Below are 13,017 nucleotides of genomic sequence, written 5' to 3'. Positions count from 1 at the left end.
GCTGCCGTCTCGCCGCGCTTACTTCAGGTTCATCAGGACTTGCATGATTTCGTCCTGCGTCTTGATGGTCTGCGAGTTGGCCTGGTAGGTGCGCTGGGCGATGATCATGTTGACCAGTTCCTGGCTCATGTCCACGTTGGAGGCCTCGGTGGCCTGGCCGACCAGGGTGGACAGGCCGTTGGTGCCCGGCTGGCCCAGGATGGGCTGGCCCGACGCGGCGGTTTCCTGCCAGGCGTTGTTGCCCACCGGCTTGAGGCCCTGCAGGTTGGAGAAGTCCGCCAGCACGATGGTGCCGACCACCTGGGTCTCGCCGTTGGTGTAGTTGGCAACGATGCTGCCGTCGGCCGCGATGTTCACGCCGCTGAACTCGCCCGAGGTATAGCCGTCGGGCTTGGCCACCAGCTTGTAGTCGCTGCCGTATTGCGTGGTGCCGGCGTAGTTCATGGCGATGTTCAGCGGATCGGCGGGCGTGGTGGTGCCGCCCGGCTGGGCGAACGACAGGTTCACCACCGGCGCGCTGGTCAGCGCGCCCGCCTTGTTGAAGGTGAACTGCGTGCCGCTGGTCCAGACGCCGCCCGCCTCGGTCGTGGGCGCCATGGCTTCGCCGTCCATCGTGTAATAGACGTCGTAGACGCTGTTGCCGGCGGCGTCGGCCGGGCGCTTGACGAAGTACTGCATCACCTGGTGCGAGTTGCCCAGGGAGTCGTACACCGTCATGGGCGAGGCGTTGGTGTAGGTGTCCGATTGCGAGGGATCGAAGGGCTTGCCGAGCTCGGTCACGGCGGCCGTGTAGTCGACGAAGCCGGGGATGTTGGCCAGCGCGCCGGCGATTACCTGGCCCGTGCCGTCGAGCTCGACCGTGTTGGGCGCCGTGCCGTAGACACCGGCCGGCGGATTGCCGGGAGCCCAGACCAGGTTGCCCGTGGCGTCCTTGGTGAACGTATAGGGGGTGCCGCCCAGCGTGACCGAACCGCGCACGGCGGGCTGGACGACCGTGTCCACCGGATAGATCACCTTCGCGTTGGCGTCCAGGTTGGCCACCGTGGTGCCCGTGCTGGTGGCCTTGGGCTGCACGTTGGCCGTGGGCAATTGCAGCTCGACGGGGTTGGCGCCCACCGCGCCGGCGGGATAGCCGGTCAGGCGATAGCCCTGGGCGTTGACGATGTAGTTGGTCTTGTCGACCAGGAACTGGCCGTTGCGGGTATACATGACCGCGCCGCTCTGGTCCGTGACCCGGAACAGGCCCTTGGCGCCGTCGATGGCGATGTCGTACTCGCCGCCGTTGCCCGTCACCGCGCCCACCGTGAAGCGCTGGTTGATGGCCGCCACTTTCACGCCCAGGCCCACGCGCGAGCTGGCGTAGACGTCGGCAAACGATGCCGTGGACGACTTGAACCCGACCGTGCCGGAGTTGGCGATGTTGTTGCCGATGACGTCCAGGTTCTGCGCCGCGGCATTCAGGCCGCTCAATCCTTGTCCGAAACCCATGTTTACTCTCGCTAATCTGTAGGGAACAGGCCGCCGCCCGAGCGCCGGCCGCTAGTCAACTCGGCCGGTTTCAGCCGATCACCTTGCGCACATCCAGCATGCTGGTCTGCCCTTCCAGGCCCAGGTCCAGCCGCAGCCCTTCGGTCGAATAGGAAACGCTCATGACCAGGCCGTAGCTCAGCACTTCCGAAGAAACCTTGGCGCCGTCCGCGTCGGTGGCGAGCGCGGAAACCGTATAGGCGCCCGGCTCCAGCGCCACGCCGGCGTCGTTCTTGCCATCCCATTCGAAGCTGTACACCCCGGTCTTCTGGTCGGTCAGCTCGATGGTGCGCACCACGGCGCCGGTGGAATCGGAGATGCGGATCTGCACCTTGGCGGCGTCTTTCTGCAAGTCCAGGCCATAGGGGGTGGCCACGCGCTCGGCCTGGTTCTCGGCATCCACGCCCAGCTTCACGGTGGAGCCCGGAATCAGCACGCCCTTGCCGATCATGGCCACGGCGTTCATGGACTGCGACACGTCGATCTGGCCGCTGATGGCCAGCATGGTGTTCTTGAGATTGGTGATCCCTTCCACCGTGGAAATCTGCGCGAGCTGCGAAGTCAGCTCCGCGTTCTGCATGGGATTGAGGGGATCCTGGTTCTGCATCTGCGTGACCAGCAGCGTCAGGAACTGGTCCTGCAGGCTCTGGGCGGAGCTCGCCGAGTTCGCTCCCGTTTGGGCCAGGCCCATGGCCGTGGAGCTGGTGGTTTGGTCGATAGTCGTCATGGAATCGCCTTGTCGTCTGGGGCGTGCCGGGGTGATCAGGACTGGCCGATGGTCAGCGTCTTCTGCATCAGGCTCTTGGCGGTGTTGAGCACCTCCACGTTGGCCTGGTAGGAACGGGAAGCCGCGATCATGTTGACGGTTTCGGCCACCGGGTCGACATTGGGCATGTTCACGTAGCCCTCGGCGTCGGCCATCGGGTGCTTGGGGTCATAGACGCGCTTGAGCGGCGAGGAATCCTGGATCACGCCGGCCACCCGCACGCCGCCGATCTCCTGCCCAGCCGCCTGCCCGCCCGCGGGGTCGACCTGGAACACGACCTGCCGCGCCCGGTAGGGCTGGCCGTCGGGGCCCACCACGCTGTCGGCGTTGGCCATGTTGCTGGCCGCCACGTTCATGCGCTGCGACTGCGCACTCAGGGCCGAGCCCGCGATACTGAAAATGCTCAACAAGGACATTGCCTGACGCTCCCTTTGAATGTCATTCCTGGATGGCCGCCATCATGGTGCGGATGCGGCCCGACAGGACTTGCATGGTGCTCTGGTAGTGCAGCGTGTTGTCCGCGAACTGCACCCGCTCCACGTCCATGTCCACCGTGTTGCCGTCCAGGCTGGGCTGGTAGGGCAGCCGGTAGAGCAGCTCGGGTGGGCCCGGCGAGGCCGCCTTGGCCGGGATGTGCCGGGCCGAGGTCAGCGTGAGCTGGGTGTCGGGCAGCCGCATGCCTGCGTCCATGGCGTTCTGCATGGCCGTGCGGAAATCGAAGTCGCGGGCCTTGTAGTTGGGCGTGTCGGCGTTGGCGATATTGGAAGACAGCACTTCCTGGCGCTGCGCGCGCAGCGCCAGCGACTGCTGGAAGAAGCGGAAATCCTCGTTGAGCCTGTCTAGCATCGGATAGCCCTGTGCGTTGCAATACGGATGTCTCGGCGCGGACGCGCCATGGACTTGTTCGGATGACGGCATCATAGGGGCCGGCCGCGCCGCACAATCAGCCAAATAACCCGTTATTTCGCATCCAATTCCCGTATTGCCGGAGCCGGCGGGCTTCTACAATTCATTCACCATGAAGATTCCCGCACCGTGCCGCTTCCGCCCGCTGGCGGCCTGCGCCCTGCTGGTTGCCGCGCTGCCGCTTCCCCGGGCCGCGCACGCCCAGGATGCCGCCGTCCACGGCGCCCGAAGCCGTCGCCGCCGCCGCCCGGTCGTACCTGATCGAGCAGCTGTCCGCGCTGCGCGGCCAGCCCACGGTGGCCATCGACCCGCCCCGCACCGACCATCTGTCGGCCTGCACCGATCTGTCCCCCTTCCTGCCTTCCGGCATGCGCCCGCGCGCCCGCATGACGGTCGGCGTGCGCTGCATCGCCCCCAGGCCCTGGACCACCTATGTGCAGGCCACGGTCAGCGTTCCCGGACAGTACTACGTGGCCTCGCGCACGATTGCGGCCGGCCAGGCGCTGACGCCGTCCGACCTGGCGCCGCGCGACGGCGACCTGGTCGCCCTGCCCCCGGGCGCCATCACCGATCCGCGGGCGGTGCTCGGCATGTCGGCCGCCTACCGCATCAGCGCGGGCCAGCCGATCAAGGCCGCTTCCCTGCGCAGCGCCCAGGCCGTCGTGCGCGGCNGGCCCCACCGGCGTGGGCAAGACCACCACGCTCGCCAAGCTCGCCGCGCGTTGCGTGGCCCGGGAAGGGCGGGAGCAGGTGGCCATGCTGACCACCGACAATTTTCGTATCGGCGCGCTGGAGCAGTTGCAAATCTACGGCCGGCTGATGGGCATTCCCGCGCATTCCGTGCGCGACGCCGGCGAGCTGCGCCGCCTGCTCGCCGAGCTGGGCAGCCGCAAGATCGTGCTCATCGACACCACGGGCATCAGCCAGCGCGACCGGCAGGTCGCCGAGCAGGCGGCCCTGCTGTGCAACGGCGGCAAGCCGTGCGCCGGCTGCTGGTGCTCAACGCCGCGAGCCAGGGCGACACCCTCGACGAGGTGGCGCATGCCTATCGCAACGGCGTGGGCGAGGACGTGGCCGGCTGCATCATTACCAAGCTCGACGAGGCGACGCGCCTGGGCGCGGCGCTGGACACGGCCATCCGCCACCGCCTGCCCATTCATTACGCGAGCGTGGGCCAGAAGGTGCCGGAGCACCTGGAACTGGCCCGGGCGGACATCCTGGTCGACCGCGCGTTCGCCATGATGCAGCGGGCGCGGGCGCTTTATTCTCCCAGCGAGGCCGACATGGCTTCGCTATGGTCTTCCGCGCGCGATAGCGCGCCCGGCGCCCGATCCCGCCCGCCGGCGCCAGTTGCTGGCTTCGGCCATCCTGCGCCCGCAGGGCGGCCAGTCCGCCATCTCCGCGGCCCAGGGACTGGACGAGACGCTGCACTGGCTGGAAACCGACACGGCTCTGTGTGCAGGCGCGCGACGCGTGGCGGCGCTATACCGGCGACGGCGCGGCCTGGCGGAGCTTGGCGGAAGCATTGTCGAAATGGTGCGGCGGGAGTTTCCCGCGGCCTGCAACCGCCATCTGCTGGCGGTGCACGGCAAGGCTTCCATGAAAGGCGAAGGGCTGCCCGGCGGCGCCTGGGCGGGAGCCTTCCTGGCCAGCGACCGGGGATGGTGCTGGCCGCGCACGCCAGCAGTTGGCCCTGCCGCACGGCACCTTGTCTTCTTTCGATCCGGCCACGGCCGGGCCGGCTGATTCCACGCAGGCGCTGCAGGCGCGCGTCGCCTGGCTGGGCGCGGAGCTGCAGCGGATTCCGCTGGTGCCCATGCGCTCGATGGCGGCAACGCCGCGCTGTGGCAGTCGCTGAGCGAAGGCGGCGGGTCCTGGCTGGCGCGCTGCACGGGCGGCATGCGCGTGGTGCAGGACGAATGCCCGACCACGCTGAATGCGGTGGGCAAGAGCGTGGGCTACCTGCCCGCGGGTCAGCCCGGCGACATGCCGGGGCTGGCCGCGGGCGTCAATGGCCGGCGGGCCGCGCTGGCCCTCTGGGCTTCCGGCACCGAGATCACGCTGGCGGGCCGCGGCGAGCAGCCCACGTTCCGGCTGGTGTGCGCGCGCCTCATCGATACCGAGAGCGGCGAGGTGGCGGGCCAGTTGTTCGGTCTGACCAATCTGCCGGCGTCCCAGGCCGACGCCGCCACGGTAGCGCGCTGGCTGGTGCTGCAGGACGAGATCAAGGCGGGCATGCGCTATATGCCGCACGCCTGGAAAGCCCTGCCGGCGGTGGACGGCGCTCACGCGCTGGCCAGGCAGTCGCTCATGGCGGGCCAGCTGGCCTCGGCCTGCTGGCAACTGGGGCATACGGCCCCGGCGGCGTCGCGCGGCCGCACGCTGGGCGGCGTGGTCGGCGCGGACGAACGCCTGGCGGCGCGCCAACTGCCCGTGGCCCTGCTCAAGATGTACGCCATGCTGGAAATGGCCGACGGCGCCTGACAAGAGCGCGGGCCGCCCCGGCGGACGCAGGAAACGGGAAGAAAGGCGCAGGGAGAGGGCGGTTTGCGCGGGGAATCGCCGCCTTGGATCGCGCTTGCGGCCGCGCGGCCGCAAGCCGCGCGGCGGAACCCTATCCGGCGATGATGGATTTGCGCGCCGGGGTGTAGCGCGGACCGCGGCCCAGCGCGTCATAGGTGGCGGTGCCGCCCACGCCGCCGATCTGGCGCAGCGCTTCGAGCGACTGCTGCGTGTAGCGCAGGTGCACGTCGATCAGGGCGCCGTTGCGCAGATTGATTTCGTTGGCGGAGCCGGACTTGGCCAGCAGCGCCTGCCAGATTTCGGGCGAGCTCGGGGATGGCGCGACACGGCCTGTTCGGTGCCTGCGTGGCCGGGGGGCAGGCCGGCGTCGGCCAGCAGCCGGTCGCGCTGCTGGCTCAGTTCCACCAGCTTGAGCGCGACCTCGTTCTTGCGCTCGGTGACTTTGCTCAGCGCGTCCACGTCGCCGGGGCCGACGAGCACCTCGGTTTCCTGTTCCAGGATGACGGCAAATTCGGCGACCAGGGCATCTTCCTGCCTGAGACAGGTTTGCAGCGATTCGACGGTGGTGTTGCTCATGCCGGGCGAGAAAAAGAGGTGGGGAGAATGGTCGGTTGGCGGCAGCGGCCTATTTCAGCAGATCGCGGGCGCTGGCGATGAGGCCGTCGGCGATGCGGCTGGTGTCGATCTTGAGCTGGCCCGAGGCGATGGCCTCGCGGATGGCGGCGACGCGCTCGACGTTGATGTCGTTGGCGCCGTCCTGCAGGGCCAGCAGCTTGCGGGACGCGGAGCTCAGCGCGACTTGGGAACTGCCTGACCCGGTGGAGCCGGCGCCGCCGGCGCCATAGGCCTGGGCTAGCGCGGATTCGGCGCGCGGGCAGCATGGAGCCCGTCTCGCCGAACCGCTGGTGCCAGGAGAACGCCTCTTCGAGCAGGTGCGGCGTCTGCCCGCCGCGCCGCAGGCGCATCGAAGTAGTCTTCGAGCGCGTCGCGGTATGCGGGATGCACACAGTGGCGGATGATGGCGCGCGCCCGTTCGCGCGGCGCCAGGCCGCGCAGGTCGGCCAGCCCGCACTCGGTGACCAGCACGTCCACGTCATGCTCGGTGTGATCCACGTGCGACACCATGGGCACGACGCTGGAGATGTCGCCGTTCTTGGCGATGGACTTGGACACGAAGATGGCCAGGTGCGCGTTGCGCGCAAAATCGCCGGAGCCGCCGATGCCGTTCATCATGTGGGTGCCGCCCACGTGGGTGGAGTTCACGTTGCCGTAGATATCGAACTCCAGCGCGGTGTTGATGGCGATGATGCCCAGGCGGCGCACCAGTTCGGGGGCATTGCTGATTTCCTGCGGGCGCAGCACGATGCGCTCGCGGTAGTGCTCGATATTGGCGAGGATTTTCTCGTACACGGGCCGGGACACCGTGATGGAAGACGCCGAGGCGAAGGCGAGCTTGCCCTGGTCCAGCAGTTCGATGGCGCTGTCCTGCAGCACCTCCGAGTACATCGCCAGCCGCTCGAAATCCGAGTCCGCGAATCCGTGCAGCACGGCATTGGCGATGGTGCCTATGCCAGCCTGCAGCGGCAGCAGCGAGCTGCCCAGCCGCCCCGCGGCCACTTCGGCGCGCAGGAACGTGTTGATGTGATTCGCGATGGCGTTGGTTTCCTCGTCCGGCGGCAAAGCGTTGGACGGGCTGTCGGGCTCCTGCGTGACGACGATGGCCGCGATGCGGGCCGGATCCACTTCGATATACGGCGTGCCGATGCGCTGGTCCACCGCCGTGAGCGGAATCGGCTCGCGGCCGGGGCGGTCCGCGGGCACGTAGATGTCGTGCAGCCCTTCGATGCCGGCCGGCACGCTCAGGTTGAGTTCGACGATGACCTGCCGCGCCTGCTGGACGAAGGATGCGGAGTTGCCCACCGACATGGTGGGCACGATGGCTCCGCTTTCCGTAATGGCGGCGGCCTCGATGATGGCGATATCCACGGGCCCGATGTGGCCGGCCCGCAGCAGTTCGGCCGTCTCGGACAGGTGCTGGTCGATGAACGCCACGCCGCCTTCGTTGATCTTGCGGCGCAGCGTGGTGTCCACCTGGAACGGCATGCGGCGGGCGAGCGCATTGGCCTGCGCCAGCAGCTTGTCGGTGTCGTGGCCCAGCGAGGCGCCAGTGATCAGCGTCATGGACAAGGGCTCGCGCTCGGCCCGGCTGGCGATGGCCGCCGGCACGGACTTGCAATCTCCGGCGCGAGTGAAGCCGCTCATGCCCACGGTCATGCCGTTCCTGACGAGCAGGGCAGCCTGTTCGGCGCTGGTGATGCGGTCTTGCAGGCCGGGATGGCGGATGCGGTCGGTATGCATGGGGTGTCTCCAATACGAGGCCGGCGGCTAGCGGTCGGGCGCCGCGGCCCTTACGATGGCTTCATTATTCCGCACCGCAGCGTGTTTTTCCTTGACGCAGGTCAAGTTAGCGACCGGCGGGTCGGTTTCTAATGGCCGAAAGACTCAACGCCAAAGGGAAACATTATGGAGATGCAGCGGCGGCGGCTGCCGTCGTCCGTGCGGATCGGGCAGATACTGGATGCGGCGCTGCTGGAGTTCTCGGCGTCGGGCTATGCCGGCGCCCGCATGGACGCCATCGCGCAGCGGGCCGGCCTTTCCAAGGGCGGCGTGTACGCGCATTTTTCCAGCAAGGAGGAAATGTTCGAGGCCCTGCTCGTCCGCCATCTCATCCCGCGCCGCTGGACGTGGACGCGCTGCTCGACGGCGCGGCCACCCGGCAGGAGCTGGCCGAGCGCATCGTGTCGCACCTGTACGCCAGCCTCGCGCGCCCCGACATCGCCTGCATGCTGCGGCTGCTGCTGGCCGAAGCGGCAGGTGCCGCACCTGGCGGCGCGCTGGCGCAGGGCGGCCGCCGGACGCGCAGCAGCGCGACGTCAGCCGGCTGATCGAGGGCGCGCGCCGGCGCGGCCTGTGCGGCAACGGCGTCGTGGCGGCGCATCCCTGGCTGCTGCTGTCTCCGCTGGTGCACGCCCTTGGTGATGACGATGCTGGGCGAACCCGAGAGAGTGAATCTGCCGGCCCGCCAGCGGGCGCACGTGGCGCTGGTCAGCGAAATGCTGAGCGCGGACTGACCCGGCCCCGGGCGGGCGCGCGCGCCCGGCGCTCACCCGTTCTTCACGGCCGGGCGACGCTGCGCCGGCGGTCTTTTTTCCTGGTGCGTGCTGGCTTCGTTGGCGGCTTGCGCCGGCCGGGCATGAGCACGATGTCGGCGGCGAACATGTACCCCCATCCGTGCACGGCCCGTATCGGCAGCATCATCGCGTGCGCGGCGGCCTTGCGCCGCAGCCGGCTGACCATGACGTCCAGGAAGCGCAGGCGCGTGCCCGGGGCGTCGCCGTCTTCGGCGTGCTCGCCAAACGCGTCGCGGCTGACCTTGCGGTCGGGAGCACGCGCCAGGCGGCACAGGAAATCGCGCTCGCCCGTGGTGAGGCCCAATTCGTGGCCCGACGGCGCGACCAGGGTCCAGCCCTTGTTGGCCAGGCGCCAGGGGCCGGCGGCCTGGCCTTCGTCTTTCGCTTCGGCGGCCGCTTCGCCCGCATCTGGGCTGGCGCCGCGGCGCAGCAGCGCCTGCAGGGCGGCCGCCAGTTCCAGGCCGTCCACGTCGGCCGCGAGACAGGCGTCCGCGCCGCAAAGCAGTGTGCGCACGCGGCTGTCGGAATCGGGAAAGGCGGCAACGGCCACGATGCCCACGCCGCGATCGGAGGCGCGCAGGCGCACGGCGGCATTGTGGATGTCGGGCAGCGGCGCGTTCAGCACCACGAGCGGGCTGGGCTGCCGGAAATAATTCTCGTAGAAGGAGGGGAGATCCGGGCTGACGCGGATGCTGAAGCCCAGCCGGGACAGCGTGTCGGCCAGCCTGGCATGCCGGTCTTCGTTGTTGCCGAGCAGAAGAACATCCAGCAGGTTGTTCATTCGGTGCCTTCCTTGGCGCCATGCCGGGCTTCGGATGGATGAAGGGCGCGCGCCGGACCGGGGCAAACGGTTCCCGCCCGCGCAGGCGGACAGGAGGGGCCGTATGTGTGGTGCGTCATGCTTCCTTTGGCGTCGCGCAGGCGGCGGGCGCGGCGCCTGGCGATGTTGTTCGAGTGCGGACGGCTCGATGGGGCGAGCGCGGATCTCGCCGTCCGGGCTGTAGGCCGTATGCACGATATCGGCAGGCAGGGTGGCGCGGCGGGCGCGGCATCGTCTGAATTTCACGTCCGTGATTATTGAAACACGGCTGTGTTTATTTGTGAAGATACGTTTCTTCGGTTTCTTGCGGTAACAGACATTCCGCGCCGGCCACGGCTAAACCCCATTGAGCGCTGTTTTATTCCGCCGTTCCGTCCCCGGCGAGGCAGGCCGCCGATACATTGTTTCCCGCTATCCGCGGGCCAAACCAGCCTAAACTTTGGCGCCCGCCAGCGGCATGCGGGGGGGCCGGACATTCCGGATTGAACCCAAGAACCAAAGCACAAATGTCTCGAGTCGATCGAGTAGAAACGTTCAGCCAGCGTTTGCGCGCCGCGAGAATGCGCCAGGGATGGACGCAAAAAGACCTGGCGGCCGCCAGCAGACTCTCGCAAAGCGCCATCGGCAATTACGAAAGCGGGCAGCGCCGGCAGCCGTCGAGCGACGCCCTCATCAAGCTGACGCGCGCGCTGCGCGTCAGCCCGGCCTGGCTCAGCACCGGAGAAGGCCCGATGCAGGAAGGCGGCATGCGTGATGGCGGTGACCAGGCGGTCGGCCGCATAGGGCTTGGCGAGGAAATCATAGGCACCGTCGCGCATGCACTGTACGGCGGTGGGAATGTCGCCATGGCCGGTGATGAGAATGACGGGGATCTCGGGATCGATGTCCCGGAGCCGCTGAAACAGCTGCAAGCCGTCGATGTCGGGCATGCGGAGGTCCGTGACCACCACGCCGTCGAACTCCGGCGTCAATGCAGGCAGGGCCGGGCGCGCGCCGGCATAGGCGTCGACGGCGATGCCGTGCAGCTTGAGCGTCTGGACATTGGCGCGGCGCAGATCCTCGTCGTCGTCGATGAAGACGACGCGGGGCGGGCTTGCCGGCAGGGAAGGGGTGTCGCCGCGGTTGGCGGGCGGATTGGATGGCGGTGCGGGACGGGTCATGCGGATATCCAGACAGAAAGAGGAGCGGGCGGCGGGGCGCTATGCGCCGTTCGAGCCCGCAGCGCCGGATTGCGCTTGCGCAGCGTCAGGTCGAATACGGCGCCGCCCGGCAGGCCGGCGGGCAAGGGCTCGCCGGGCTCGGCCGCGCGCAGTTCGCCGCAGAACTCGGCGGCATGTCGCGCGAGATGACGAGCCCGAGGCCCAGTCCTTCGGGCTTGGTGGTGAGAAAGGGAATGAAGAGCCGACCGCGGGCTTCGGCCGTCAGCCCGGGGCCGTCGTCGCCTACGTAGAGGCGGACGGCGTTCTGGTCTTCGCGCACGGCCAGGCCGATGCCGCCGGACGGTCGGTTCTCCATGGCCTCCAGGGCGTTCTGCAGCAGGTTGACTAGCACCTGTTCGAGCCTCAAGGGGTGTGCCTGCACCAGGAAGTCGCGCTCGAGCGGGCGCGGCAGCGCCACGTTCTGGCGGCGCGCGCGCGGCCCGACCAGCAGCAGGGCGCCTTCGAGCGTCTGGTTGAGGCTGGTGGGCTCGAGGCTGTCGCCGGCTTTACGCGAGAAGGCGCGCAGCTCGCCGGTAATGTTGCCGATGCGTTCGGTGAGCGAGGCGATGGCTTCGAGGTTTTCGCTGGCCGTTGCCATGTCGCGGCGCGCGAGGAACTCGCGCGCGTTGTCGGCGTAGGCCCGTATCGCGGCCACGGGCTGGTTGATTTCATGCGCGACGCCGGCGGATATCTGCCCCAGGAGCGCCAGCTTGCTGGCCTGCACGAGTTCGTCCTGCATGGTGTGCAACTGCGCGGTGGCGCGCTGGCGTTCATCCATTTCGGCGACCAGGCGCTCATTGGTTTCCCTGAGCTGGGCGGTGCGTTCTTCGACCTGGGCCGTGAGCTGCCGCTGGATGGCGGCTTGCTCCGAGGCGCGGGTGCGATGCAGGTGCCGCCGGTACACGGCAATGCCGCTGGCCGTGCCGAGCACGGCCAGCGCCAGGAGGACGCCGAGCTGCGCGTTGGCGGTGGTGCGGTTCACGGCCGATTCCACCGGGGTCAGCAGATGCAGCGTCCAGTCAGGCGATTCCGTAATGGGGACCGTGGTGTGCAGCAGGGGCGCGCCGACGGAAATGTGCGGCGGCAAGGGGGCATGGGTATTGACGAGCTGCGCCGCGCTTTCCGGGCGTAGAAGCGGGCTGAACGGCAGCGCGAGAAAAGGCGCGTCGCCGAACTGCAGGCTTGCCCGCAGGCCCCGGGCCAGGTCCGGAGGCAGCGGCTCCAGCACGGAGAAGCGCCATGCCGGGTTGCTGCCCAGGAGCACGATGCCGTGCTCGTCCGTGACGAAAATGGGCGCGCTGGATTGCCGCCAGTCCGCCTCGAGCGCGCGGAAATCGACCTTCAGCACGACTACGCCCAGCATGGCGCCCCGCGCGTCGTCGACCCGCCGCGCGAGGTACAGGCCGGCTTCATGACTGACGGTGCCCAGGGCGAAGTGTTCGGCATAGCCGTGCGTCGCGGCGTTCTTGAAATAGGGGCGGAACTGGTAATCCACGCCCGCGAAGGTGGCCGGCTCCCTCCAGTTGCTGGCTGCGATGGCGTAGCCGGTGTGGTCGAGAACGTAGATGGCCGAGGCGCTGACGCCGCGGCTCAGGGCGTCCAGCTTCTCGTCCAGCGTCAGGATTTGCGCGGGCTGCGGGTTGCGCAGCGTAGCGCGCAAGGCCTCGTCGCGAGCCAGCACGAAGGGCAGCGTGCGGAATTTGTCCAGGTTGTTGCGCAGCAGGGCGGCGTTGAGCTGGCCGGCGCTGCGCGCTTGGGCGGCGATTTCCTTCACGGCGCCCGCGCGAGCCCACTCGGTAGCGAGCCGCAGGGCGACGCCGGCGGCGGACAGGAGCAGCGCGGCCAGCGCCAGCCGGGCGAGCCACGCGCCCGCGCCGGGACGGGGCCGGCCTGCTGGCTGGGAAAAGCGGGGTGGCGTCATAGAGATGTGTGCGAGTTTCCGCACATTCTACTCTGGATGTGTGCGAAATTTCGCCGAAATGCCTGAGGCGGAGGGAGCGAGTGTCGGAAAAATCCCGGGAAAACAAGGGTTTGGAAAAGGCCCCGGCGTTCAGGCGGCCTGGCATGGTCTTTGCATACCCTCTT

General features: G+C 68.6%; 12 protein-coding genes and 7 pseudogenes. 7 read left to right on the top strand and 12 right to left on the bottom strand.

Annotated elements, in window-relative coordinates:
* Window positions 1–18: 18 nt before the first annotated feature.
* The 4 genes from AD428_RS02310 to flgB all read right to left on the bottom strand — a co-directional run bounded on the left by AD428_RS02310 (window position 19) and on the right by flgB (window position 3,139).
* The gene (locus AD428_RS02310) at window positions 19–1,488 is read right to left on the bottom strand and encodes a flagellar hook-basal body complex protein (protein WP_053244013.1); all 1,470 of its coding nucleotides are present in this window, start codon (window positions 1,486–1,488) and stop codon (window positions 19–21) included.
* 70 nt (window positions 1,489–1,558) lie between these two features.
* Window positions 1,559–2,254, bottom strand: coding sequence for a flagellar hook capping FlgD N-terminal domain-containing protein (locus AD428_RS02305; protein WP_053244012.1), 696 nt, complete (start codon window positions 2,252–2,254; stop codon window positions 1,559–1,561).
* Window positions 2,255–2,289: 35 nt separating this feature from the next.
* Window positions 2,290–2,709, bottom strand: coding sequence for a flagellar basal body rod protein FlgC (flgC, locus tag AD428_RS02300; protein ID WP_053244011.1), 420 nt, complete (start codon window positions 2,707–2,709; stop codon window positions 2,290–2,292).
* A gap of 22 nt (window positions 2,710–2,731) precedes the next feature.
* Window positions 2,732–3,139: a flagellar basal body rod protein FlgB gene (gene flgB / locus AD428_RS02295; RefSeq protein WP_053244010.1), complete on the bottom strand. Its 408-nt coding sequence runs from the start codon at window positions 3,137–3,139 to the stop codon at window positions 2,732–2,734.
* Between the two features lie 266 nt (window positions 3,140–3,405).
* Here flgB and flgA point away from each other — a divergent pair.
* The 5 genes and pseudogenes from flgA to AD428_RS27365 form a co-directional block, all read left to right on the top strand.
* Window positions 3,406–3,870, top strand: a pseudogene (flgA, locus tag AD428_RS25885) (flagellar basal body P-ring formation chaperone FlgA); the annotation flags it as partial.
* Window positions 3,871–3,883: 13 nt separating this feature from the next.
* Window positions 3,884–4,093, top strand: a pseudogene (locus tag AD428_RS28725) (hypothetical protein); the annotation flags it as partial.
* A gap of 68 nt (window positions 4,094–4,161) precedes the next feature.
* A pseudogene (locus AD428_RS28720) lies at window positions 4,162–4,371 on the top strand (hypothetical protein); the annotation flags it as partial.
* Window positions 4,372–4,549: 178 nt separating this feature from the next.
* Entirely contained in the window at window positions 4,550–4,945 is a 396-nt protein-coding gene (locus AD428_RS27370) for a hypothetical protein (protein WP_235488829.1), read from the top strand.
* Window positions 4,946–5,098: 153 nt separating this feature from the next.
* Window positions 5,099–5,683 (top strand): hypothetical protein, encoded by a 585-nt coding sequence (locus AD428_RS27365; RefSeq protein WP_235488826.1) that lies wholly within the window; start codon window positions 5,099–5,101, stop codon window positions 5,681–5,683.
* Window positions 5,684–5,813: 130 nt separating this feature from the next.
* Here the strand turns inward: AD428_RS27365 and AD428_RS28715 are convergent, their stop codons facing one another.
* From AD428_RS28715 to AD428_RS27360, 5 genes and pseudogenes are all read right to left on the bottom strand, one after another.
* Complete coding sequence (locus AD428_RS28715) at window positions 5,814–5,948, bottom strand: hypothetical protein (RefSeq protein WP_255352164.1); 135 nt, start codon at window positions 5,946–5,948, stop codon at window positions 5,814–5,816.
* Window positions 5,949–5,953: 5 nt separating this feature from the next.
* Window positions 5,954–6,298: a flagella synthesis protein FlgN gene (locus tag AD428_RS02280; protein ID WP_235488822.1), complete on the bottom strand. Its 345-nt coding sequence runs from the start codon at window positions 6,296–6,298 to the stop codon at window positions 5,954–5,956.
* Window positions 6,299–6,347: 49 nt separating this feature from the next.
* Window positions 6,348–6,593 (bottom strand): annotated as a pseudogene (gene flgM, locus AD428_RS24230) (flagellar biosynthesis anti-sigma factor FlgM); the annotation flags it as partial.
* A gap of 1 nt (window position 6,594) precedes the next feature.
* Window positions 6,595–8,080, bottom strand: a pseudogene (locus tag AD428_RS02275) (acetyl-CoA hydrolase/transferase family protein); the annotation flags it as partial.
* A gap of 144 nt (window positions 8,081–8,224) precedes the next feature.
* Window positions 8,225–8,446 carry a hypothetical protein gene (locus AD428_RS27360; protein WP_235488870.1) on the bottom strand — a complete coding sequence of 74 codons (222 nt, stop codon included), beginning with the start codon at window positions 8,444–8,446 and terminating at the stop codon, window positions 8,225–8,227.
* Here AD428_RS27360 and AD428_RS02270 point away from each other — a divergent pair.
* Window positions 8,348–8,761, top strand: coding sequence for a helix-turn-helix domain-containing protein (locus tag AD428_RS02270; protein ID WP_235488861.1), 414 nt, complete (start codon window positions 8,348–8,350; stop codon window positions 8,759–8,761). The genes AD428_RS27360 and AD428_RS02270 overlap by 99 nt on opposite strands.
* A 135-nt stretch (window positions 8,762–8,896) precedes the next feature.
* Here AD428_RS02270 and AD428_RS02265 read toward each other — a convergent pair whose 3' ends face one another.
* Window positions 8,897–9,694 (bottom strand): response regulator transcription factor, encoded by a 798-nt coding sequence (locus AD428_RS02265; RefSeq protein WP_082308210.1) that lies wholly within the window; start codon window positions 9,692–9,694, stop codon window positions 8,897–8,899.
* 545 nt (window positions 9,695–10,239) lie between these two features.
* On the opposite strand from AD428_RS02265, the pseudogene AD428_RS27355 reads away from it, so the two are divergent.
* Window positions 10,240–10,401: pseudogene (locus tag AD428_RS27355) on the top strand (helix-turn-helix domain-containing protein); the annotation flags it as partial.
* A 72-nt stretch (window positions 10,402–10,473) separates the two neighbouring features.
* Here AD428_RS27355 and AD428_RS24220 read toward each other — a convergent pair.
* Together AD428_RS24220 and AD428_RS02255 are read right to left on the bottom strand one after the other, a co-directional pair.
* Window positions 10,474–10,893 (bottom strand): annotated as a pseudogene (locus AD428_RS24220) (response regulator); the annotation flags it as partial.
* An 85-nt stretch (window positions 10,894–10,978) separates the two neighbouring features.
* Window positions 10,979–12,853, bottom strand: coding sequence for a sensor histidine kinase (locus tag AD428_RS02255; protein ID WP_235488819.1), 1,875 nt, complete (start codon window positions 12,851–12,853; stop codon window positions 10,979–10,981).
* Window positions 12,854–13,017 lie beyond the last annotated feature (164 nt).

The sequence above is a fragment of the Achromobacter sp. DMS1 genome, assembly GCF_001270295.1.
The sequence above is the reverse complement of the archived record's forward strand: the minus strand, read 5'-3'. Positions and strand labels throughout refer to the sequence as shown.